Annotated in this window: 19 protein-coding genes; 8 read left to right on the top strand and 11 right to left on the bottom strand. The window is 57.1% G+C overall.

Annotation, left to right across the window (positions count from 1 at the left end; all coding sequences use genetic code 11):
- The first annotated feature begins 45 nt into the window (after positions 1 to 45).
- Positions 46 to 2,325: a 5-methyltetrahydropteroyltriglutamate--homocysteine S-methyltransferase gene (gene metE, locus ACFOZ5_RS01615; RefSeq protein ID WP_379884973.1), complete on the top strand. Its 2,280-nt coding sequence runs from the start codon at positions 46 to 48 to the stop codon at positions 2,323 to 2,325.
- 124 nt (positions 2,326 to 2,449) lie between these two features.
- Here the strand turns inward: metE and ACFOZ5_RS01610 are convergent, their stop codons facing one another.
- Positions 2,450 to 3,157, bottom strand: a complete 708-nt coding sequence (locus tag ACFOZ5_RS01610; RefSeq protein ID WP_379884972.1) for a hypothetical protein — start codon at positions 3,155 to 3,157, stop codon at positions 2,450 to 2,452.
- A 208-nt stretch (positions 3,158 to 3,365) separates the two neighbouring features.
- On the opposite strand from ACFOZ5_RS01610, the gene ACFOZ5_RS01605 reads away from it, so the two are divergent.
- Positions 3,366 to 4,118, top strand: a complete 753-nt coding sequence (locus ACFOZ5_RS01605; protein WP_379884971.1) for a hypothetical protein — start codon at positions 3,366 to 3,368, stop codon at positions 4,116 to 4,118.
- Complete coding sequence (locus ACFOZ5_RS01600) at positions 4,108 to 5,232, top strand: saccharopine dehydrogenase (protein ID WP_379884969.1); 1,125 nt, start codon at positions 4,108 to 4,110, stop codon at positions 5,230 to 5,232. Before ACFOZ5_RS01605 ends, ACFOZ5_RS01600 begins: the two co-directional genes overlap by 11 nt.
- A gap of 117 nt (positions 5,233 to 5,349) precedes the next feature.
- On the opposite strand, the gene ACFOZ5_RS01595 is transcribed toward ACFOZ5_RS01600, so the two are convergent.
- Complete coding sequence (locus ACFOZ5_RS01595) at positions 5,350 to 6,666, bottom strand: aminotransferase class I/II-fold pyridoxal phosphate-dependent enzyme (protein WP_379884968.1); 1,317 nt, start codon at positions 6,664 to 6,666, stop codon at positions 5,350 to 5,352.
- A 35-nt stretch (positions 6,667 to 6,701) separates the two neighbouring features.
- On the opposite strand from ACFOZ5_RS01595, the gene ACFOZ5_RS01590 reads away from it, so the two are divergent.
- From ACFOZ5_RS01590 to ACFOZ5_RS01575, 4 genes are read left to right on the top strand one after another with little or no spacing between them, the layout of a single operon-like run.
- Complete coding sequence (locus ACFOZ5_RS01590) at positions 6,702 to 7,400, top strand: glutamine amidotransferase (protein WP_379884967.1); 699 nt, start codon at positions 6,702 to 6,704, stop codon at positions 7,398 to 7,400.
- Positions 7,391 to 8,080: an MOSC domain-containing protein gene (locus tag ACFOZ5_RS01585; protein ID WP_379884966.1), complete on the top strand. Its 690-nt coding sequence runs from the start codon at positions 7,391 to 7,393 to the stop codon at positions 8,078 to 8,080. The genes ACFOZ5_RS01590 and ACFOZ5_RS01585 overlap by 10 nt, the downstream gene beginning before the upstream one ends.
- Complete coding sequence (locus tag ACFOZ5_RS01580) at positions 8,077 to 8,565, top strand: hypothetical protein (RefSeq protein WP_379884965.1); 489 nt, start codon at positions 8,077 to 8,079, stop codon at positions 8,563 to 8,565. The genes ACFOZ5_RS01585 and ACFOZ5_RS01580 overlap by 4 nt, the downstream gene beginning before the upstream one ends.
- Before the next feature lies 1 nt (position 8,566).
- Positions 8,567 to 9,823: an aspartate aminotransferase family protein gene (locus ACFOZ5_RS01575; protein ID WP_379884963.1), complete on the top strand. Its 1,257-nt coding sequence runs from the start codon at positions 8,567 to 8,569 to the stop codon at positions 9,821 to 9,823.
- Positions 9,824 to 10,178: 355 nt separating this feature from the next.
- Here ACFOZ5_RS01575 and ACFOZ5_RS01570 read toward each other — a convergent pair whose 3' ends face one another.
- Entirely contained in the window at positions 10,179 to 11,246 is a 1,068-nt protein-coding gene (locus tag ACFOZ5_RS01570; RefSeq protein WP_379884962.1) for a SphA family protein, read from the bottom strand.
- 555 nt (positions 11,247 to 11,801) lie between these two features.
- Here ACFOZ5_RS01570 and ACFOZ5_RS01565 point away from each other — a divergent pair.
- Positions 11,802 to 13,106: an AraC family transcriptional regulator gene (locus tag ACFOZ5_RS01565; RefSeq protein WP_379884960.1), complete on the top strand. Its 1,305-nt coding sequence runs from the start codon at positions 11,802 to 11,804 to the stop codon at positions 13,104 to 13,106.
- 163 nt (positions 13,107 to 13,269) lie between these two features.
- Here the strand turns inward: ACFOZ5_RS01565 and ACFOZ5_RS01560 are convergent, their stop codons facing one another.
- The 8 genes from ACFOZ5_RS01560 to ACFOZ5_RS01525 all read right to left on the bottom strand — a co-directional run bounded on the left by ACFOZ5_RS01560 (position 13,270) and on the right by ACFOZ5_RS01525 (position 23,725).
- Complete coding sequence (locus tag ACFOZ5_RS01560; RefSeq protein ID WP_379884959.1) at positions 13,270 to 14,496, bottom strand: serine hydrolase domain-containing protein; 1,227 nt, start codon at positions 14,494 to 14,496, stop codon at positions 13,270 to 13,272.
- A gap of 835 nt (positions 14,497 to 15,331) precedes the next feature.
- The gene (gene glmS, locus ACFOZ5_RS01555; protein WP_379884958.1) at positions 15,332 to 17,164 is read right to left on the bottom strand and encodes a glutamine--fructose-6-phosphate transaminase (isomerizing); all 1,833 of its coding nucleotides are present in this window, start codon (positions 17,162 to 17,164) and stop codon (positions 15,332 to 15,334) included.
- A 28-nt stretch (positions 17,165 to 17,192) separates the two neighbouring features.
- A complete protein-coding gene (gene glmU / locus ACFOZ5_RS01550) occupies positions 17,193 to 18,563 on the bottom strand; it encodes a bifunctional UDP-N-acetylglucosamine diphosphorylase/glucosamine-1-phosphate N-acetyltransferase GlmU (protein WP_379884957.1) in 1,371 nt (456 codons plus the stop codon).
- A gap of 209 nt (positions 18,564 to 18,772) precedes the next feature.
- Positions 18,773 to 19,195, bottom strand: a complete 423-nt coding sequence (locus tag ACFOZ5_RS01545) for a F0F1 ATP synthase subunit epsilon (RefSeq protein ID WP_379884955.1) — start codon at positions 19,193 to 19,195, stop codon at positions 18,773 to 18,775.
- A 40-nt stretch (positions 19,196 to 19,235) separates the two neighbouring features.
- Positions 19,236 to 20,630, bottom strand: coding sequence for a F0F1 ATP synthase subunit beta (gene atpD, locus ACFOZ5_RS01540; protein WP_379884954.1), 1,395 nt, complete (start codon positions 20,628 to 20,630; stop codon positions 19,236 to 19,238).
- A 55-nt stretch (positions 20,631 to 20,685) separates the two neighbouring features.
- A complete protein-coding gene (gene atpG / locus ACFOZ5_RS01535) occupies positions 20,686 to 21,546 on the bottom strand; it encodes a F0F1 ATP synthase subunit gamma (protein ID WP_379884953.1) in 861 nt (286 codons plus the stop codon).
- A gap of 69 nt (positions 21,547 to 21,615) precedes the next feature.
- Positions 21,616 to 23,160 carry a F0F1 ATP synthase subunit alpha gene (gene atpA / locus ACFOZ5_RS01530; protein ID WP_379884952.1) on the bottom strand — a complete coding sequence of 515 codons (1,545 nt, stop codon included), beginning with the start codon at positions 23,158 to 23,160 and terminating at the stop codon, positions 21,616 to 21,618.
- Positions 23,161 to 23,188: 28 nt separating this feature from the next.
- Positions 23,189 to 23,725, bottom strand: coding sequence for a F0F1 ATP synthase subunit delta (locus tag ACFOZ5_RS01525; protein ID WP_379884951.1), 537 nt, complete (start codon positions 23,723 to 23,725; stop codon positions 23,189 to 23,191).

The following is a 23,725-nucleotide window of genomic DNA, read 5'->3' as shown; positions in this document are numbered from 1 at the left end:
CAGCCGCTATGCTCGCTCCACTTATCGATCAACAGGAGCGTCATCATGGCACAGGCACACAACCTCGGGTTTCCCCGTATCGGCACCCGCCGGGAACTGAAATTCGCCCTGGAAGACTATTGGAAGCAGAAGACGACCGCTGACGAGTTGCTGACATCGGCCGCCGCCCTGCGCGCGCAGAACTGGCACGCCCAGGCGGATCTGGACCTGGCACCCGTAGGCGACTTCTCCCTGTACGACCATGTACTGGATATGAGCTTCACCCTCGGTCACCTACCCGAGAGGGTGCAGGGGCTGAAAGGCAGCCAGTTGGACGACTATTTCCGTGTCGCCCGGGGCCGATCACCGGCGGATTGTGGCTGTTCCGGTGTCGCCGCCGGCGAGATGACCAAGTGGTTCGATACCAACTATCACTATATCGTTCCGGAAGTCGCCGAAGGCACAGAGTTCTCCCTCAACAGCCAGCGCCTGGTGAACCAGATTACCGAGGCCCGCAGCGCTGGTGTCACGCCAAAGCCGGTGATCATCGGCCCGGTCACCTACCTCTGGCTGTGCAAGGCCCGGGACGGATACGAGCGGCTGGAACTGCTCGAGCGGCGACTGCTGCCAGTGTACGGCCAGCTGCTGGAGCAACTGGCAGACCTGGGCGTGGACTGGGTACAGGTGGACGAACCCGTCCTGGTCACCGAGCTGGACGCCGACTGGAAACTGGCCTTCGAGACTGCCTACCACCAGCTGAAAGGCAGCCGTACGAAACTGCTGCTGACCACCTACTTTGGTGCCCTGGGGGAAAACCTCCAGCAAGCCTGTAACCTGCCGGTTGCCGGTCTGCATGTGGATGCCATTCGCGGCCGGCAGGAAGTGGATGCCGTGGTCGACTGGCTGCCGCCTCATAAGGTGCTGTCAATGGGGGTGATCAATGGCCGCAATATCTGGAAGACAGATTTGCGCGCAGTGCTGGAGTGGCTGGCGCCGATCCATGACAAGCTCGGGGACCGCCTGTGGGTGGCGCCGTCGTGCTCCCTGCTGCATGTTCCGGTCGACCTGGCGCTGGAAACCGGGCTTGATCCGGAGATCCGTAGCTGGCTGGCCTTCGCCACCCAGAAACTGGACGAACTCCGGGTGCTACGGACGGCCCTCAACCATGGTACCGACGCGGTAGCCACGCAACTTGCGGACAACGCCCGCGCCATCGCCAGCCGCCGGGCCTCCACCCGGGTCCATAACCCGAACGTGAAAGAGCAGGCCCAGGCGATCACCCCGGAACTGGGCGAGCGTCAGAGCCCCTACTCCGTGCGGGCGGAAAAGCAGGCCGCCGCATTAAAGCTGCCCCACTACCCGACCACCACTATCGGCTCCTTCCCCCAGACCACCGACATTCGCAAGACCCGGCTGGCTTACCGCAAACAGGAAATCAGCCACGAACTCTACGTCACCACCATGAAGGCGGAAATTGAACATGCGGTGCGGGAACAGGAGAAACTGGGGCTCGATGTATTGGTACACGGCGAGGCCGAGCGCAACGACATGGTGGAGTACTTCGGGGAGCAGCTGGAAGGTTACCTGTTTACCCGCTTCGGCTGGGTACAGTCTTACGGCTCGCGCTGCGTGAAGCCACCCATTCTCTACGGCGATATCCAGCGCCCCGGGCCCATGACCGTGGAATGGATTGCCTACGCCCGCTCCCTGACCGACAAGCCCCTGAAAGGGATGCTGACCGGCCCGGTGACCATCCTCAACTGGTCCTTCGTGCGGGACGACCAGCCACGGCGGGATACGGCATTCCAGCTGGCCCTGGCCATCCGCCAGGAGGTACTGGACCTGGAGGCCGCCGGCGTCAACATCATCCAGATCGACGAAGCCGCCCTGCGGGAAGGCCTGCCCCTGCGGCGCTCCCAGTGGCAGGATTACCTGGACTGGGCCGTTGACGCGTTCCGCATCACCGCCAATGCCGTCAGCGACACCACTCAGATCCATACCCATATGTGCTATTCGGAGTTCAACGACATCATCAGGGACATCGCCCGCATGGACGCGGACGTGATCACCATTGAGACCTCCCGCTCCGCCATGGAGCTGCTGGATGTGTTTGAGGAGTTCCGCTACCCGAACGAGATCGGCCCGGGGGTGTACGACATCCACTCCCCGAACATTCCGTCCCGGGAGCAGATTGTCAGCCTGATGAGCAAGGCGGCGGAACGGGTGCCAGCGGAACGCCTGTGGGTGAACCCGGACTGCGGCCTCAAGACCCGCCAGTGGGAGGAGGTGGTGCCGGCGCTGGAGAATATGGTGGCGGCGGCGAAGGAGCTGCGGCAGGCTGGTTAGTTATTGGTTCCTGGCAGACTCCGCTAATAACGTTACCAATAGGCTAGCAAGCTATCCGGGTGCTGTGATGAGTGTCCTGGCAGGGCACTCATCATTGGCCTTCAGGCCCAAAGCCCAGACCCCACTAATGGCTATCAGCCGGGCCTGGCCAATTCTGGTCGGGGATAGTCAACTCGAAAACAAGCGGTAGCATTAACTCCGCTATGTCGTCGGCATCATAGGGTTGTCCATCCGATTGGCGAAAGTAGCGAATATCCATCATGAGGTCTGGCCTCGGCAGGAGGCTCAGAGTTCCTGTGAGCTTTCCGTTGAAGGTGTGGGTAAGAATACAGACCGATTGGCCAGCAACCTCCGTCAAAATATGAATGTCCTGCATCGGCCTGGCGCTACCGAGCTCAACACCTTGCTTCTGACAGCTCTCAAGGCTTTTGATCGCACTCTCTCCACTCGATGTAATAGCCACTTTGGGGACCGTAGGGCCAGAGATATCAGCCGTTCCATCCAGAGTGAAGTCGCGTACGAACGGGGATTCTCCATCCAGTACGATAGTGGAGATGTAGAAGTAGGGACTGTCAGGGGAGTCATCCTCAGCATAGGTGACCCAGACACGATCAATCGTGCAGCCCCTTTCAGTCTCTACCAGACGACCCAGTTGGGAGCTTTGCGGTAAGGTCTGAAGCAGGGGTGTCATTGAGTAACAACGACCCTCACTTGCATTGAAATCCGCTTCCTGCGACAACCCCACACCGCATCCACTCAGGGTTACCGCCAGAAGAAGAGCTATCAGAAACCGGGAAGTAATATACAGACTGAAATCAATCGACTGGGACATACGACAACTCCTTGTCCTTTGGGGCAAACCTGCTCATTTCTGATGCAGGACAGCGGCGCTTGAGCAGCAGTGAAACAGGACTATATCCCAAGGCATACTGCAATCAAAACAGGTATGGTAGCGCAAAAAGTTGGCAACAAATAAGCGCCCCAAACCTCACTCTATCGCTAACCGGCTGCTGATATAGCTCATACTGGATGCATATAGGATGAGAGCAGTACAGGAGGCGACCAACGCCTTGATCGATGGAACACCGAGGGTTACGTTCTCCTTAAAAGATGAGCCAACCGATGGCCCTAAGAAACTTGACCCTGTATCTACTACAGCCTTTTTAATGGCTATGACGACTACCGAAAAAGATACAGGGATCTTTCCAATGCGAAAATTTACAAAGAGTATCTTCGCCTTAATCCTGCTCACCTTCCTACTAATCTTAATCGCAGTCAATCCCCGCGAAGTTGACGTCACGGAAAGCGTTGTCATTGACGGAAACCGGGAAGAAATCTGGCGCGCTGTTACAGACTTCGAAGGATCCTTTCATGAGTCCAACACTGCCCACCTCAGCACCACCATCACCTCTGAACCCTCCGCACCCTTCAGGGAAGGCCTGACATTCACACAAGTGGAAACTGTCGGGGGGTATCGAGGGGCTCTCGACGGTCGCGTGTACGATGTATACCCCAAGGACCGATATCGCTGGTCAGCGGATACAACCTATCGTGTACTTGGCATAGATCTTCTGGAAATTCAGGAAGGTGGCGATCTCCGCATAGAGGCCACCCGTACGGGACCCGGGCTGCGCTTGTCTCACCGTGTCTATGGACAATTTCCAGACACAATCGGCGGGCGAATGGCCAGTTGGTTCATGTCGGCACTATTGGACATCGAAGCGGATGCCGCACATCACACACTCGTTGAACTTAATTACATCAAAAACGAGGTGGAAAGTGATGACACATAGTCCAGCAAAACACGTTCTCATTCTGGGCGGCTACGGCGAAGCAGGATACCGGCTTGCCCGCCTTCTCGGGGAAGACTTCCAGGGCCACATCACACTGGCTGGCCGCTCACCGGACAAAGGCCGGGAGAGCGCCGCCTGCCTGCAGGCATTACCCGGCAACCACGCATATTTCCACGCGCTCACAATCGACCTCTCGACGATAGAGGCTGCAGCCGGGTGTCCGAAGGGTTGTGACCTAGTGATTGTTGCCTGCCCATTATCCGACAGGAGTCTGGGTGCTCTGATTGAAGGCTGTATCCGACATAGCACGGACTTCATCGATCTCGCTCCTATGGCTGCAAAGGCTCGTATTTTCGCCGAATGGGCCGACACCATTAAGTCTGGCAAGAGCCGCTTCATTCTGGATGCCGGCGCCAATCCTGGATTGCCGGGGTGGCTTGTGCGCTATGCGACCTCAAGGCATCCTGCGGCAAACTCACTGAAGCTCTGGGGGCGGTATCGCTCTGACCGTATTGGCTGGGACGGTGTGGGCGATATCCTGGACGAGGTGGGCAACCAGGGATGGCGCTATCGTCGGGGATGGCGGAAGGTACCCGGTTGGGACATGCGCGCACACCGATTCCCAGGAGGACTTGGTTGTGGCGTTTGCGTCCCAATTCACCTCCAGGAATTGAGCGATTTGCCAGACCAGCTTGGTCTTGAGCGGTTCAGCTTCTACCACGCGGGCCTGAATCCGGTAACAGACACACTGATGACACTGGAACGCTTCGGGCTGCTCCATTTACTGAGCCCCGGGACACGCCAGTCCCTCTTTTTTCATGCGATGCGCCGGTTCAGCCATCCTCCCTTTGGCCTTGCCCTGGTCGCGGAACTGGAATACGACGGCGAGACCCTTGAGATGTCTCTCTGGCATAGGGATCTTTACCAGGCGACTGCCGTACCGACCGTCCTGATGGCCAGAATGCTGCTCAGCGACCCAACCCTGCGCCCGAATTATGGTTTTCTCGGATTCTGGGCCATGCAGCATTCCGACTTCGGCGGCGCGCTGAAGCAACACGACTTTCACCTCGATGAAGCGGATCGGTTAGGTGACCAACCCGCACAGCCGGGTTGACGCCCCCTAACGCCGGATACTCAGGTGTGATTTAACAGTCGCTGCACTGACTGGAACGGCTTTCCACTGGTTTTTCTAACCTGACCAAACGTTTTCTGCGTTCAGGCGCTACCGTCTCTACACCATTGGCGTTGAGGCACCCCGTGTGCACTCAGCAAGGGCCTCGGCAACGGTGTCGGCTTCTTCGACAGGAAGATTCCCGACACTGAGCCTGATACCGGGCTCCGACCGCAGCCGGAATGGCTGGCCAGCCTGAATCCGGTAGCCACGCGCGGTCATGCGTTCAACCATCGCCGCTTCGTTCTTCACGGGAAGCCACAGATTGACACCGGAACCGGAACTGACCGTAAACCCATGCCGACGCAAAGCATCAGCCAGTGCCTTGTGACGGGAGGCATACGTGGCCCGGGCAGTCCGAAGCTGCGATTTGGTCTGTTCGCTACGGAGGAGTTGCACGGCAATCCGCTGTACCAGGCGGCTGATCCAACGTGGCCCCAGGGCAAACTGCCTGGCCATTCGGTTGACGGTGTCCGCGTCGCCGGTGGCAACGGCCAGGCGCAGGTCCGGACCGAGGAACTTGGAAACCGACCGTACCAGCAACCAGGTGGGTGCGCCGGGATCAATAGCCGGTGGTGGCGCTTCGGACAGGGGCCCCCAGTGATCATCCAGGATCAGGAGCGTCCGCGGATGGTCTCGCAACGCACCCTGAATCCGCTCAAGACGCCCGGCGGGGAGATCGATACCGGTCGGATTCTGGGCACGCGGCGTCAGCACAACGGCGGCCACACCGGCACCGAGCCTGCCGGCAAGCTCCTCCGGCATAACCCCCTTATCGTCAAGGGGCACCGGCTCCACCACAAGGCCAAGGGATCGCAGCAATGCAAGCAGTGGCGGCCAGACAGGATCCTCGACCAGGACCTTTTCCCCGATCGGCGCCCGAACCCGCAACGCCCGTTCGATGAGATCCAGGGCGCTATGCCCTAGCATCATCGAGTCCGCCGGTACACCTTCACGCGCCAACATGTCCCGGAACAGGCCAAGCAGTTCAGGGTCCTCACCGGACCGGTCGTATCCGGTCTGCTGCCAGTCGACTTCCGCAGCGGCCCGCTTCAGGGATGGCAGCAACGTAGGGTCGATATTACCGGAAGCGAGATCAACGGTACCGGGGAAAACTGGCGCCTCCCCGAGTGCTTCTCCTTCCTCGTGCAGTGGCATTACCCGGGTACCACCCCGACCGCGCCCGTAGACCCAACCACGCTCGCGCAGCCGGGAGTATGCCTGCGCCACCGTGTTTCGGTTAACGTCCAGCATCATTGCCGCCTCACGGACGGATGGCAGGGAATCGCCTCCGGCCAGTTGCCCGCATTGAATGGCATGCTCAATACTTTCGGCAATCTTGACAGCCGTTTTTCCTTCCAGATATTCTTTACTCATGACATTATTATATTTGGCATAGGACATTTGTCAACATGGAAGTCGCGCATGTTATCCGTCATATCCATTTCGAGGATCTTGGCCTGCTGTCCCCAATCCTGGCTGAGCACGGTTACCACTACCACTACTGGGATGTTGGAGTGGATGACCTGACCGAGCTGGCGCAGATGACACCGGACCTTCTGATTGTCCTCGGGGGTCCCATCTCCGCGAACGATACCGACGCTTACCCGTTTCTTGCCATAGAGCAGCGCCTGGTAAACCGCCAGATTGCAAGCGGTCGGCCCCTGCTGGGCATATGCCTGGGCGCCCAGATCATTGCACGTGCTATGGGCGCCAGAGTCGAACCCATGGCTTCCGGGGAAATCGGATTCGCGCCGCTGGCCCTGACCGAAGCCGGCAGCCAATCCGTGCTGGCTCCGCTGGCCGATGCGGAAGCGGTACTGCACTGGCACGGCGAGGCCTGCCAAACAGATGAGCAGTTACCCGCCCTGGCCTACACATCCGCATGCACGAACCAGGCCTTCCTGTATGGCTCACAAATCCTGGGATTGCAGTTTCATCTGGAAGTGCCCCTGCTGGGCTTCGAACGTTGGCTTGTTGGCCACTGCCATGAACTGGCCTCCATTGGCACTGACGTGGCGGCAATGCGGGCAGCGGCACAGAGGTACCTGCCCAGGCTGGAACCCATTGCCAGGGACGTCTTTCACAGGTGGTTGACGCAATGTGCCTGAAACTGCCTGTAAACCGGCTGCTGATTGGCGGTGTTGCGCCTTTGGGCCCACAGGCAGTGCCAAGCGGCATACGCAAATTCCCGGTTGCCAGTGCCGAACTTGGACTGACCGGTTTCACCGGCGACGAGCAGGGAGACCTGAAGCGCCACGGCGGAATAGAAAAGGCCGTGCATCAGTACTGCCTGGATCACTATGTTTTCTGGCGGAAAGAGCTGGGGGATCTGGATGTCCTGAGTCAACCCGGCGCCTTCGGGGAAAACCTGGCTGTCGCCGGGATGAACGAAGACGACGTTTGTGTTGGCGACCACTGGGGCCTTGGCAATGCGGTGGTCCAGGTTTCCCAGGCACGCCAGCCCTGCTGGAAGCTCAACACCCGTTTCGGTGTACCGGACATTGCAAGGCGCCTGCAACACTCCGGAAGAACCGGTTGGTACTACCGCGTTCTTGATCCGGGCCGCATTAGCGAGGGCGACCAACTTCGCCTTCTCCATCGTCCCAATCCGCTCTGGCCCGTGTCCCGCCTGGTAACCGTGCTCTACACCAGAACACAGGACTGGCAGGCCCTGGAGGCCATGTCAGTACTTGAAGGGCTCAGTGACAGTTGGCGACGTCTTGCAGCTCGTCGCCTGGAAACAGGTCAGATCGAAAACTGGAGCAATCGCCTGGGGGAACGCAAGTGATGGTTTCACCGAACAGAAGCAATAATCCTCAGAAGCGGCACAAACAGCTCTCGGCACTGCTCTGGCTTGGAGGCCTGCCGCCCGTAGTGTCCGGCGTATTAGCATCTGCTGCGCCAGACTGGTACCTCGGTCTGACCGGCGTAACAGATGTCATCTCACCCGCTGGAGACCAAGCGCTGGCATTTCTATGGCATTTGCAAGGGGGCGATGCCTGGGTTGCCGGTTCCGCCCGAATTGCAGTCGCATTGCTTGGAAGCCTGATGCTCAAACGGACCATGGTTTTCATCATGCTCATGCACAGTAGCTACGAACTCTGGTTGCTGCCAACCCATGCCTTTTCCTGGTGCTCTAATCAGGAGTCCGTATGCACCACTCTCTATCTGGTGGAGTTATGGGCATTCCTATCATTGCACACTGTGCTCATCGCCGGTTCGGTATTCGTATTGACGATGCCACAACGGCCCAACGAAAGATTGGAGACATAATATGAATCACAGCAACAACCTCTCGCCCCTTCTGCAACAATCCAGCAAGCTGGAAGCGGCTAGCGGTGAAGGCTGTTATCTGGTGGATGGGTCCGGCCAGAGATACCTTGACCTTACCTCCGGCATTGGCGTGTTGAGTACCGGCCATTGCCACCCTGCCGTGGTCAACGCGATCCGTGAACAGGCGGGAAGACTGATTCATGCCCAATATGCCATTGTGCGCCATTCCCCGATGTTAAAGCTCGCCGAACGGCTAGACGGACTAACGCCCTCCCGTATCAACTCGTTCTTCTTTTCCAACGCCGGTACCGAAGCGGTTGAGGCTTCCGTGCGCCTGGCTCGGCAGGCCAGCGGCAAGACCAATATCATTGCGTTTCAGGGGGCATTCCATGGCCGCACCATGGGCGCCCTGTCGCTGACCTCCTCGAACGCCAAGGTGCGGCATGGCGTCCAGCCCATGATGGGAGGTGCCGTTATCGCCCCTTTTCCTGACCCGTACTGGTACGGCTGGAGCGAGGGTCGGACAACCGATTTCTGTCTCCGTGAGCTTGATCGGATACTGATGACCCAGAGCACGCCCGAGGAAACCGCCGCCATCATTATCGAACCCGTGCAGGGGGAAGCAGGGTTCGTCCCGGCACCCGCGTCCTTCCTGCAAGGCCTGCGTGAATGCTGTGACAGACATGGCATCCTGCTGATCTTTGACGAGGTCCAGTGTGGAAATGGCCGCAGCGGAAGCTACTGGGCCCATACGCCCTCCGGCGTTGTGCCAGACATTCTCGTGTCTGCGAAAGGGCTGGCAAGCGGCATGCCCCTCTCTTTTATGGGGGCCTCCAGAGAGCTTATGGCAAAAGGCTGGCCCGGATCCCAGGGAGGCACTTATGGGGGCAATGTCGTGGCCTGCGCCGCAGCCCTTGCCACCCTCGATGTGATCGAATCCGAGCGCCTCGTGGATAACGCCCGCGAGATGGGCCGTTTTCTCAGGCAACGACTGGAAGCACTCTCTGGCCTGTGCCCCATTATTCATGATGTTCGGGGCATCGGCCTGATGCAGGCGGTCAACATTGTTGATCACGATGGCCAGCCCAGCCCCTCGCGTGCCGAAGCACTTATAAAGGCCTGCGAAGAGGGCGGCCTGCTGCTACTGCGCTGCGGCGTGCACGGCAACATCGTTCGATGGCTTCCCCCGCTCATCGTTAACCAGCAGCAGCTCCATGAAGCGATTGAGATATTTCAAGGTGCCTGCAACCGGATTTAGGATCTGGCTCGGAGCATCTTGCACGGTAGTGTGAGATTAGAAAATAGTTGGTAACTCAATCACGACGTTTAGAGTAACTGGCCGGAGAGGCGGCCAGGAGATAGCTGATGAGTGCCAAGGGGACCAAGCGGGTTCAATGTCATGGTTACTTCCTGCTGGTAGTCAATCCTCATTCAAACTAATCGGCGCTGAAAAAGGGTTGGCCCCCAAGGAAAATGGGGCCAACCAAACATGGCGTTTATTAGCTTGAGCCTGAGGCTCAGAGAATGACAGCTTATCTTGTATACCCCGCATTTTAATTCGACCTATTAAGCGGGGGCGATACATACCAATAACTGTTCTAATTCACAAAGACCTATAAAGGGAATGCAACACTGAACAACAACGCGTTACTATCAAGATTATTACGCGACTTAAAGTAACGAAGGTACTTCGCCTTCAGATAAAGATCGGACCCTGATGGCCTATAGGTGACCACCGGCCCAAGCGCCCACTGGCTCGTCTTTTTGCCGTCAACGACTGGGACACCTGATTCGCCCGGATCGTCGTCCTCAACCTGAACAGTGCGATTTCCAGCGAGGCCAACACTAAATTCGCCGAAATGTTGCGCAACCGCGAAATCGACGCTAAGCGTATCACCACTCTTATAATCGGTATCATCATTACGAAACGGGATACCATAGAATGCCCTTGCACTGATTTCAGTTGAGTCCCCAAAAGACAGGTTAGGGCCAGTCATGTACGTGAAAGCCGCATTTGGTGAGAGGAGATAGTAATTTACGCCAGGATTAAGCAGATTATCCGTGTCATAACGGCCCCATGGGAGGCGAGCGCCTGTGCCAAAGGCCAAGGTAAGACCGTAAGGTAGCATCTTGGAGCCAGGTTCCGCGCCTGCCAAACCAACATGCTTACTGTAGTAGAATAGATCTAAGTAAGGATCAACGAAGCCTGTTATCGACTCGCTTCTCCCAAATAACGTGGTGTCGGCGTACTGATAGAAAGCCGAAAAGCTGGAAGACAGTGTTCCCCCAAGTGGCTTATAGTCGTAAACATAAAGAAGGCTAAGTCCCCCGAGCGCACTATAGATCTTGTTCGGTCCCTCGACTTTATTACCATCGCTGTCACGATATCCCGATGAATAGAGCATTGGAATGGTTGTAATTGCGCCATAGGCCCCAGACTTCGGTGGAACTATAGCTGCGCTTACATCAGTTCCCCCTGTTGGGTTCGCTGAAACTACACTCTCCGCAGCATATGATGTATGCGTAAAGCACAACATAGCCAGTCCGGTAATGGCCCAAAAGGTTCTTCTCAACATTATTTTTATTCTAAAGTAGCTCTTGTCTGTGGGCATACTGTTCGTATCTGAAAATTCAGATGAGGAACTAGGGGATTGTAATGGGAAATTAGTATTATTGTTCATTTACTACTCTCAGCTTAGTTTATTGTTGTGGATTTTGTTTGCAGTACTGGAACTAAACTCACTGTATCGAACGTCTCGACAACTGGTTCTGACCAGGGTGAAGCACATTCGTTGGCGCTTCTATGGCATTATCACTACATGGGAGGTCCTATTCGAGGACAGCTTTTATCGTTGAGAGGACAGTTCTTCACTGAGTGCTTGCTCAATCTCTATGCGTCTAGTTCGGTCAACGCAGATTTCGGGCTCAAGTCGTCAGATCTTTGACAAAGTTTGCTGCTTTTTCCAAACCAGAACCATAAAATCGTGCAAGCTGGAGTTTCCGCTACCGTCGGATCAGTGGTCGGGATGTTTAGCCTTCGGAACCTCAATTACGTGTTTCCGCCGGGCCAGTTCTTATCTTTCCCGCCATCGTGGCCTTGCTAAAGTTTCAGCTAATTCAGGGCACTCTGTTGGCGCCCCTCCACTAACGCCCCCCTCAGTTTCGTCACACCTGATTGGTTAAAGCTGTTGACTGGAAACCCGCGTCGACCTTTAATGTTTTCACCGTGTTTCCACATGGAAATGGTTGTTGCCTCCATGAGAGGTCTTCTTTTGGAGAGTCATGTTCTTACGCTCCGGAACGTAATGGAGCATGGTGGAAAGCGTCAGGTGACAACGCCGTTGATACATCGGGGATTGAAAAATACGTTGAAATCGTTGTCTTCTCTATGCTTTGGTGTAGACAATTGTGGGAAGGCGTCCCTGGCACCGGTACTGCCGCTAGAACAGCCTTCTCTATTATGGCATGGAGTCACAGCGTTGAAATTGGGTTGGATAGCACAAACAGCAATAATCGCTTCACAGCGTGGCGTAGATCCCTCATACCTTTTGAGCGATATTTTCACCAAACAGCTTAAAGGGCAACCCGACTATAATCAGGCTCTTGATCCCTGGGAATGTACCCTGTTCTGTTCCCGCCTAATAGGCACCGTGGAAGATGAGCTACACGGGGTTGCAAACTCTCCCATGAAGATAGGCACTGCTGCGACTGGTCTTCGGGTCATGGTTTCCGCCAAAAGCCTTGGTGCGGCAATCGATGCATTGATCCGTTACTACTCACTGGTTAACAGTTCCTGCTCGATCCAACGCGTCAGTACGGGGTCATGTACCCGCATAGAAATTAAGATTGATGGCGAGCCGTCATCTGTAACCTCAGCAGTGGAGGAGCTGATGCTTCAGTTTCTGCATGCAGAGCTTTCCTATCTGTTGAATTTCTTTCTGCCTATTACGTCCGTGGCTACTACAGCTGATTTTCATCCCGAGATGCGCAGGCGGCATTCCTATCTGAACGCAATGGTGTATGCAGGTCCCAGAACTTCACTCGCCTTCCCATCTAAATACAATAATTTCCCTATCCGCCACACGCTAACGGATACCCCGGTGTCTGATGCAACGCTTTTCTGGCTAGAACACCATCCGACAAGGCCAGGCTCGCAACGCTGGCGCGCTGATGTGGCGCCCGTCAGCGCAGCGGTATTTGAACATCTGATGCTGGAGAACTTGCCCTTCAACGCATGCTCAGCTCGACTGGGCATGACCGAGAGTCAAATGCGGAAAGCGTTAGACTATGAAGGCTCAACTTTTCTCGAAATTCGCCGTGAAGCTTTGTTAGAGAAGGCCATGCCGTTGTTTGAAGCAGGCAGGAACGTGGATGACATTGCGACAGAACTAGACTATTCAGACTCTCGCAGTCTACGCCGTGCGTTACGCTTGGCAGCTGGTGTCTCCATTTCAGACTTACGCAGTAAGCGAATTACGCGCCCTGGTAGCAATTCGATGGTAATGGACAAACTCCGAGAGCAGCTATGCTCATTCGACTAGGACCTATCGGGTCCGCGAAGTCCTCACGTACTACCGAGTATCTGCACGCTTCCCAACTACGGCTTGAGGGTTCCTTAATGGACATGATGGATGACCACCATGCCCAAAGGTGCATTGAATTCGAAAGCTATAACCTGGTGGAGGTCGGGACCGGCCTCGTTGATTAGATCCGTTTGGCCCACGCGCCCGTGGCGGCCTCAGAGTAACCGAGAGAGCGATAAGCCGCATCCACCAAGTTTTGTCCACGGTTATTCAATCCCACACCGCTTCCATGCCGATTCATCACATAGGCAAAGGACATACGATCCTGTGGATCAGCAAATCCCATACTTCCGCCCATTCCAGCATGGCCAAAAGCGTGTTCACCTATGATTACGTGCTCTCCTTCGCCAAGTCCACGATGACCCATCTGCTTCGAATACCCTAACGTAAATGCGGTCGGTACACGTAGTACCAAATCCACATCAGAAGCTGACCGAACAGTTGCCATTGGGGCAATTGATGTAGGCTTCAACAATCGGATATCATCGACAGAGCCATCTCTGGCCAGCACTGAATAAATTCGAGCGAGTCCCCGCGCGGTCGCAATTGCACCCGCCGCCGGAATCTCCACTGCATGACGGGCGCGAGAATTGATCATCGCCGGATCAATATCACCGCCTGTATTATTGATCAGCTTACAACCAAACCAGTCAGGCTCATTCATTATCTTTTGGAACATAGGCGAAGTCGGACTGGGTTCATCGAAGTAAGCTGTAGCTACATTGCCTTCTTCCTCTTCAGGCAAACCTATCCAAGCATTCGCCTTCAACGGCCCCGCAATTTCTTCGGCCAGAAACCTACCAATCGTTCGGCCATCGATTCGTCGCAGGATTTCACCCACCAAATAGCCATGCGATAGAGCATGGTATCCGTGCGTAGTACCCGGCTCCCACATGGGGGTCTGCTCGGCCAAACGTTGCGTTACCAGATCCCATTCCAGCATGGCGCCATCTGGCAAAGGCTCATCCCATACCGGAAGGCCCGCCTGGTGTGCCATTACCATTGCCACCGTGACTTTTTCCTTACCGTTGGCAGCAAACTCCGGCCAGTATTTTGCCACCGGCGCTTCAAAATCGAGCTGTCCTCGATCGGCCAACATATGCAAGCAAAGCGAGGAAATCCCTTTGCCACAGGAGAATATTACCGCGCTGGTATCTACTTGCCAGAGCCGCCCACTGTTTTGATCGGCTGTTCCGGCCCAGAGGTCAACCACTGTTTCTCCGTCGATCTGAATGGCCACCGATGCGCCTATTTCGCCATGCTCTTCAAAGTTTCGCTGGAATTCTTCCCTCACTTGATCGAAGTCCGCATGGCAATAACCTTTTATGTCGCTGCTTTTTATTGTCATAACTCCTGCCGTTACCGAAATTGTTGTCATTGGCTCTAGCTGGTGATGTACCTTGCCCAAGCACGCTGGCCCCACTAGCACCAAGCAAACCCGTGGCCTACGGCGTGACGGCAGCCAATTTAGCCGCTATTAATGTGGCGCACTTAGCTTTGCTCGGGTGCCACGGGGTAACCTGGACAAACCACTTGGTGGGTGTACTTGAGTATCATCACTATTACGCATGCGTTCGAGGACAGTTTCTTAAATCATATAGGACAATTCTTTTAAGATTTTTAACGGAATGCTTTCCAAATGCTCTTAATAATTTATTTTCGACAGATTAATTAACATTCTATGGGTTACTAAGAGGCTTCATAGAGGTATTACATGGATAAGTGATCGCATCAAGGAACTTAAAATTCGCAAGACGGCCTCTATCTATAAGTCCGTCGGCGCGCCGGCTTAACGGCATTTTAATTACTGGGGCAAGGCATCTTAGTTGGACAAAGGACATCAAATCGTTCGCCGGTGGCCAGCCATTACCGAAAATTCCGAACGATTGATGGGGAGAGCAGCACTTTGCGCTTCTTGCAATACCGTGGGCTAGTCGACCTGCTCATTCGCGAACCGACTCTGACTCAGCAGCGGTTTAATCGTAAGGCGAGCACCCTGACTGGCCGTGCCCTGTCTGGAGCTTCAGGTGGAAGTCGAACCCAGACCTACTGATTACGAATCAGTAGCTCTACCGCCTGAGCTACTGCAACCTCAGGACAGGTTATATAGGCCGGGAAGCGGGATTCAAGGTGTGGGGGCCTGTCTGTCGCAGATCCTGAATCCGCGGCAGACAGGCTTCAGATCACTCCACCGTCACACTCTTCGCCAGATTCCGCGGCTGATCCACATCCGTGCCCTTCAGCACCGCCACATGGTAAGCCAGCAACTGCAGTGGCACAGTGAACACGATAGGCGCGGTGATGGGGTGGACTGACGGGATCTGCATGACGTGAATGCCGTCCTCGGCGGTGACGCCAGCGTCGCGATCAGCGAAGACGAACAACTCACCGCCCCGGGCGCGGACTTCTTCCAGGTTGGACTTGAGCTTTTCCACCAGGTCATTGTTGGGGGCCACGGTGACCACCGGCATTTCGCTGTCCACCAGGGCCAGCGGTCCGTGCTTGAGCTCGCCGGCCGGGTAGGCTTCGGCGTGGATGTAGGAGATTTCCTTGAGCTTGAGGGCGCCTTCCAGGGCGACCGGGAACTGTGAGCCGCGGCCCAGGAACAGGCTGTGGTGCTTGTCTACAAAGGCTTCGCTGAGTTCCGCGATGTCACCGTCGAGAGCCAGCACGTCCGCCACCTGCCCCGGTACCAGTTTCAGGGCCTGAACGATCTCGGTTTCCTTCTCTTCTGAGAGACCGTTGTGGCGGGCCAGGGCCAGGGTGAACAACAGCAGGGCGGTCAGCTGGGTGGTGAAGGCCTTGGTGGAGGCCACACCGATTTCCGGGCCAGCCTGCGTCATCACCACCAGGTCCGACTCCCGCACCAGTGAGCTGCCCGGTACGTTACAGATGGCCAGGGCGGCGCGGAAGCCGGCCTTTTTGGCCTGGCGCAGGGCCGCCAGAGTATCGGCGGTCTCGCCGGACTGGGAGATGCACAGGAACAGCGTATCCGGCTGGATTACATGCTTGCGGTAACGGAACTCGGAGGCCACTTCCACGGAACAGGGCACACCGGCCAGTTCCTCGATCCAGTAACGGGCGACCATGCCAGCGTGGTAGCTGGTACCGCAGGCGATGATCTGCACGTGGCGCACGTTCTCCAGCAGCTTGCCGGCTTCGGTGCCCAGGGCCTGCTCCAGTACATGGCTGTCGGTGAGGCGGCCTTCCATGGTGGCCTTGATAACCGCCGGCTGCTCGTAGATTTCCTTGAGCATGTAATGACGGTATTCGCCCTTGTCGGCGGCGTCGTGGCCGTGTTCAAAACGGGTAATCTCCCGCTCGACGGGCGCTCCCTCACGGTCGAAGATGGCTACACGATCCAGGTGGATATCCGCCAGATCACCCTCTTCCAGGAACATGAAGCGGTCGGTTACCGGCAACAGCGCCAGCTGGTCGGAGGCAATAAAGTTCTCCCCGATACCCACACCGATAACCAGTGGGCTGCCCTCGCGGCAGACCACCAGATGGTCCGGCTCGTCCGCGTGTACCACTGCCAGGGCAAAGGCGCCCCGTAGCTGGCCAATCGCGGCCTTCACCGCCCGGAACAGATTACGGTCTTCCTGATAGTGCTTTTCGATCAGGTGAGCGATCACTTCGGTATCGGTCTGGGAGGTAAAGCTGTAGCCCTCTTCCCGGAGCTGGTCCCGCAGGGCCTGGTAATTCTCGATAATGCCGTTGTGGACAATGGCAAGTCGTTCGCCGGACATATGCGGATGGGCGTTGATGCGGGAGGGCTCGCCATGGGTGGCCCAGCGGGTGTGGGCAATGCCCACGTGACCCGGCGCCGGGTGGGCGGCGACTGCATCCGCCAGGGCCGCAACCTTGCCGAGCTCACGGGCGCGATTTACCTGACCGCTGCTGTCCAGGGTAGCCAGGCCAGCGGAGTCGTAGCCCCGGTACTCCAGTCGCCTCAGGCCTTCCAGCAGGATGCCTTCCACGTCCCTCTGGGAAACTGCTCCAACAATGCCACACATAGTGATTCCGTCCTGTTATTAACGGGGGTCAGTCTTTCTTTTCCGGCCGTTTCCAGCCCTTGATATTACGCTGGCGGCTACGGGCGACAGCCAGATCCTTCTCGTCGACATGGGCGGTAATGGTCGAACCCGCGCCGATCACGGCGTCATTGTCCACGGTCACCGGTGCCACCAGGGCGGTGTTGGAGCCGACGAATACATTGTCACCCAACACCGTCTGGAACTTGTTTACGCCATCATAGTTACAGGTGATGGTACCTGCACCTACATTCACATTACGACCCAGTATGGCGTCGCCCACGTAACTCAGGTGGTTGATCTTGCTGCCTTCGCCCACCTCGGCCTTCTTGGTTTCCACGAAGTTGCCGACCTTGGCGGCGCGGGCCAGGCGGGTGCCCGGGCGCAACCTGGCAAACGGGCCGACCTGGCAGTGCTCGGCCACCACAGCCCCCTCAATGATCGAGTTGGCGTGCACGGTGACATTGTCTGCCAGTTCGGCATCGCGAATCACGCAGTTGGGGCCGATGGATACATTATTGCCAAGGGTCACGTCCCCTTCGAACACCACGTTCACGTCGATCAGCACATCCTGCCCGATGGTCAGGCTGCCCCGTACATCCACTCGGGCCGGATCAGCCAGCGTGGCCCCTTCGGTCATCAGCCGGCGGGCTTCGCAACGCTGATACCAGCGCTCGAGTTCAGCCAGCTGCAGGCGGTTGTTCACGCCCTGCACTTCCTCTTCGTGGCCTGGCTGGGCGACTTCTATGGTCAGCCCCTCGCCTGCCGCCATGGCGATAATATCGGTCAGGTAGTATTCGCCCTGGGCATTGCTGTTGGACAGCTCCGGCAACCAGCGCTTGAGGTGGTCGGAAGAGACCGCAAGGATACCGGTGTTTACTTCCCGGATCGCTTTCTGGGAATCCGAAGCGTCTTTCTGCTCGACAATGGCGGTCACCTGACCACGCTCATTGCGGAGGATCCGGCCATAGCCATCCGGGTTGCCCAGGTCCACCGTCAGCAGACCCAGGCTCTGTTCGTTAACCCGTGACACGAGGGCCACAAGGGTTTCCGGGTTGATCAGGGGGACATCACCGTAAAGTACCAGTACCACCGCGCCGTCCGGAACGGCAGGTAACGCCTGGGCCACCGCATGTCCGGTACCCAGTTGCTGCTCCTGCAGGGCCCAGGTGACATCGCCCGCCGGGGTAACCGACCGCACCTGGTCCGCACCATGGCCGATAACGCCATGAATCCCCTCTGCGCCGAGGGTGCGGGCAGTGTCCATAACATGATGCAGCATTGGTTTGCCGGCCACCTGGTGTAATACCTTGGGCAGGCTGGATTTCATGCGGGAGCCCTGGCCAGCAGCCAGGATGATGACATGGAGGGGGGCAGTCATGGCCGGTTCCTGATTCCTCTGATTGATACCAAGTTCCCTTTGGAAGCGTCTTCAATAAAAAAGCCGCAACCTTCGGGGTAACGTTTGCCAGACATAACGCCTGCTAACGCCACCACTTCGGATGCGGCTTCGGTGAGCACGTTCCCTGGGAACGACCCGGGAGTCTTCGCGGAGGAAAGTCGCACCGCTGCGATTTCATCCGCAGACTCCTAGCGTACCTTGTTGCGCAGTTTCTGCAGGGTACGGAGCTGCGCCATGGCTTCTGCCAGCTCGGCAGCAGCCCTGGAGTACTCAAACTCACCAGTCTTGTTTACCAGTGCCTTCTCGGCCTCCCGCTGGGCTTCCAGCGCTGCGGCTTCGTCCACGTCCTTGGCCCGGACGGCGGTATCGGCCAGCAGGGTGACGATGGAGGGCTGAACCTCCAGGTAGCCACCAGAGACATAGAGGATCTCCTCATCGCCGCCCTGCTTGATGATCCGCACAGGACCAGGCTTCAGGGCAGTCAGCAGCGGGGCGTGGCCGGGCTGAATGCCCAGCTCGCCCTCGGATCCGGTGGCAATCAGCATTTCCACCAGACCGGAGTAGATTTTTTCCTCGGCACTTACGACGTCACAATGTACGGTCATAGCCATCTCAGTTGCCTCTCAGGTCGGTCAGCGAAGGTTAGGTGACTTACTTGTCACCCTTGGATTTCAGTTCCTTCGCTTTTTCGACCGCTTCTTCAATGGTACCGCACATATAGAAGGCCTGCTCCGGCAGGTCATCATAGTCGCCATTGAGAATGCCCTTGAAGCTGCTAATGGTTTCCTTCAGGGAGACGTACTTACCGGGGGAGCCGGTAAACACCTCAGCAACGTGGAACGGCTGGGACAGGAAACGCTCAATCTTACGGGCGCGGGCAACGGTCAGCTTGTCATCTTCTGACAGTTCATCCATACCCAGGATGGCGATAATGTCCTTCAGTTCCTTGTAGCGCTGCAGGTTGGTCTGTACGCCACGGGCCACTTCGTAATGCTCTTCACCAATCACCAGCGGATCCAGCTGACGGGAGGTGGAGTCCAGCGGGTCAATCGCCGGGTAGATACCCTTTGAAGCGATGTCACGGCTCAGTACCACAGTCGCGTCCAGGTGAGAGAACGTGGTCGCGGGGGACGGGTCAGTTAGGTCATCCGCCGGTACGTATACCGCCTGGATGGAGGTGATGGAACCGTCTTTGGTGGATGTGATCCGCTCCTGCAGCTCACCCATCTCCTGGGCCAGGGTCGGCTGGTAACCTACCGCGGAAGGCATCCGGCCCAGCAGTGCTGATACCTCGGTGCCCGCCAGGGTGTAACGGTAGATATTGTCGACGAACAAGAGTACGTCACGACCTTCGTCCCGGAACTTCTCGGCCATGGTCAGACCGGTCAGTGCCACACGCAGGCGGTTGCCGGGAGGCTCGTTCATCTGGCCGTAGACCATCGCTACCTTATCAAGGACGTTGGAGTCCTTCATTTCGTAGTAGAAGTCGTTACCTTCCCGGGTACGCTCACCAACACCGGCGAATACGGAGAGACCGGAGTGCTCTTTCGCGATGTTGTTGATCAGTTCCATCATGTTAACGGTCTTGCCCACGCCGGCGCCGCCGAACAGGCCAACCTTACCACCCTTGGCGAACGGGCAGATCAGGTCGATCACCTTGATGCCGGTTTCCAGCAGGTCCGCAGACGCCGACTGGTCGGCGTACCCCGGTGCCTTGCGATGGATACCCCAGCGCTCTTCCTCGCCGATCTCGCCCTGTTCGTCGATAGGACGACCCAGGACATCCATGATACGGCCCAGTGTGGCGGTACCAACCGGCACGGAAATCGCCTTGCCGGTGTTTTCTGCTTTCAGGCCCCGCTTGAGGCCTTCGGTGCTGCCCATGGCGATGGTACGAACAATGCCGTCACCCAGCTGCTGCTGGACTTCCAGAGTTGTTTCGCCACCTTCAAGCAGCAGTGCGTCATAAACGTTGGGTACGGATTCACGCGGAAATTCCACGTCGATAACCGCGCCAATGATCTGAACGATGTGTCCGCTACTCATGCTCGGTTCCTCGTTATCTCAATAGTCTTCAAAACCAGTTGGATCATGATCCGCATCAGACCGAAGCCGCGCCGCTCACAATCTCCGAAATTTCCTGGGTGATGGCTGCCTGACGGGCCTTGTTGTAGGCCAGCTGAAGCTCATCGATAATGCCGCCGGCATTATCGGTTGCGCTCTTCATGGCAATCATCCGGGCTGCCTGCTCACAGGCCAGGTTTTCCACCACACCCTGGTACACCTGGGATTCAATGTAGCGTGGCAGGAGACCATCCAGGATGGTGGCCGCAGCCGGCTCGTAGAGATAATCCCACTGATTTCTGATCTCTTCGTCTTCGCTCGGCGGCAGGGGCAGTAACTGCTCCACCTTCGGCTGCTGGGTCATGGTGTTCACAAACTCGTTGTGGACCACATACAGCCGGTCAATGCGACCTTCCTCAAACGCGTCCAGCATTACCTTGACGTTGCCGATGAGCTGTTCAGCGCTGGGGTTGTCACCCAGGTGGGTCAGTGCCGCGACAACATTGCCGCCATAGTTGCGGAAAAACGAGGCGCCTTTGGAACCGATTGCGCAGATGTCGGTTTCAACACCCTTGTTTTTCCAGTCAAGCATGTCACGGACGAGCTTGCGGAACAGGTTACTGTTCAACCCGCCGCACAGTCCCCGGTCAGAGGAAATCACGATATAGCCAACCCGGTTGACCTCACGCTCCATCATGAAGCTGTGACGGTAATCCTGGTTGGCCAGCGCGATATGCCCAATGACCTGACGCATCTTTTCCGCATACGGGCGGGTCGCCTGCATACGTTCCTGAGCCTTACGCATCTTGCTCGCCGCCACCATTTCCATGGCGGAAGTGATCTTCTGCGTGCTCTTGATGCTTCCGATCTGGTTACGTATTTCTTTTCCGACGGCCATAAGTCACTGCCTTTTCAAGTTAGACACTCATGTGAACCAGCTGGCCCGCAACGAGGCGGGCCAGAGGAATTACCAGCTTTGAGTGGTCTTGAATTTCTCCAGAGCAGCCTTCAGGCCGGCGATGATATCGTCGTTGTATTTCCCTTCAGCACCGATCTTGTCCAGAAGTTCCTTCTGCTCGGAACGCATCCAGTCCAGGAGCTGCGCTTCGAACTTCACAACCTTCTCGACATCGACGTCGTCCAGGAAGCCTTCGTTAGCTGCGAACAGTACGGTGCCCATTTCGGCAACGGTCATGGGGCTGTACTGGTTCTGCTTCATCAGCTCGGTCACGCGCTGACCGTGCTCCAGCTGCTTACGGGTTGCTTCGTCAAGATCGGAAGCGAACTGGGCGAATGCCGCCAGTTCCCGGTACTGGGCCAGGGCCAGGCGGATGTTACCGCCAAGCTTCTTCATGATCTTGGTCTGGGCGGAACCACCTACCCGGGATACCGAGACACCGGCGTTCATTGCCGGACGGATGCCGGAGTTGAACAGGTTGGTTTCCAGGAAGATCTGACCGTCGGTAATGGAGATTACGTTGGTCGGTACGAAGGCGGACACGTCACCGGCCTGGGTCTCGATGATCGGCAAAGCGGTCAGTGAACCGGTCTTGCCTTTCACTTCGCCGTTAGTCAGCTTCTCGACCTCGTCGGCGTTGATCCGGGACGCACGCTCCAGCAGACGGGAGTGCAGATAGAATACGTCACCCGGGAAGGCTTCACGGCCCGGCGGACGACGCAGCAGCAGGGAGATCTGGCGGTAGGCGACAGCCTGCTTGGACAGGTCATCGTAGATGATCAGGGCGTCTTCGCCACGATCCCGGAAGTACTCGCCCATGGAGGTGCCGGCGTAAGGCGCCAGGAACTGCATGGAAGCGGGGTCAGCGGCACCGGCTGCAACCACGATGGTGTGGTCCATGGCACCGTGCTCTTCCAGCTTGCGTACCACAGCAGCAATGGAAGACTGCTTCTGGCCTACGGCCACGTAGATACACTTGATGCCGGTGTTCTTCTGGTTGATGATCGCATCGATGGCGACAGCGGTCTTACCGATCTGACGGTCACCGATGATCAGCTCACGCTGACCACGACCGATCGGCACCATGGTGTCGATGGCCTTGAGACCGGTCTGCACCGGCTCATCAACGGACTGACGGGCAATAACGCCCGGTGCGACCTTCTCGACCGGAGAGGTGAGGGAAGTACCCAGGTCACCCTTGCCGTCGATGGGGTTGCCCAGACCGTCAACCACACGACCCATCAATTCCGGACCAACCGGCACTTCCAGGATGCGACCAGTACAACGAACCTTCTGGCCTTCCGCCAGGTCTTCGTAATCGCCCAGTACAACCGCACCAACGGAATCACGCTCCAGGTTCAGAGCCATCCCGAAGGTGCCGTTGGCGAATTCGATCATCTCACCGTACATGACGTCGGCAAGACCGTGGATCAGCACGATACCGTCGGAAACCGACAGGATCGTACCTTCGTTTTTTGCTTCGGAAGAGATATCGAGCTTTTCGATCCTCTTCTTGATGATGTCACTGATCTCGGATGGATTCAGTTGCTGCATGCCTTTGTCCTCAAACCTTTTGCTGAAATCAGGCGCCCAGTGTGTCGGCGAGTTTATTCAGCTTTCCGCGTACAGAGGCGTCGATCACCATATCGCCGGTGCGTACAACCACACCGCCAATCAGGGCCTGATCCGCCTGGGTGGAAAGCGTTACCTGCCGTTCCAGTTTCTTCGACAGGGCCTCGGCCAGCTTCTGCTGCTGTTCTTCCGTCAGCTCGAAGGCTGCGGTGACGTCAATCTCGACAGTGCGCTCCAGATCCGCACGGAACTTGCGGAACAGTTCGGAAATCTCCGGAAGCATTGCCAGACGGCCTTTTTCAGCGAGAATGGCGAAGAAGTTGCGGACCGGTTCGGAAACCTCGGTGCCGGCAAACTCCAGAATAATGTCTGCCTTGGTGGACCGGTCGACACCCGGATGCGCGAGAAGCTTTTTTACGTCGCTGTTAGCTGCCACCTGACCCGCCACAGTCAGCGCTTCAGACCACTCGGCCAGGGAATCCTGGCTCTGGGCGGTCTCGAAGGCTGCCCGGGCGTAGGGGCGTGCCAGCGTTGTCAGTTCTGCCAT

This window comes from Marinobacter lacisalsi (genome assembly GCF_042651045.1).
Classification (GTDB): Bacteria; Pseudomonadota; Gammaproteobacteria; order Pseudomonadales; family Oleiphilaceae; genus Marinobacter; species Marinobacter lacisalsi.
Note: the sequence above shows the minus strand (reverse complement) of the source record. Positions and strands in the feature narration are given on the sequence as shown.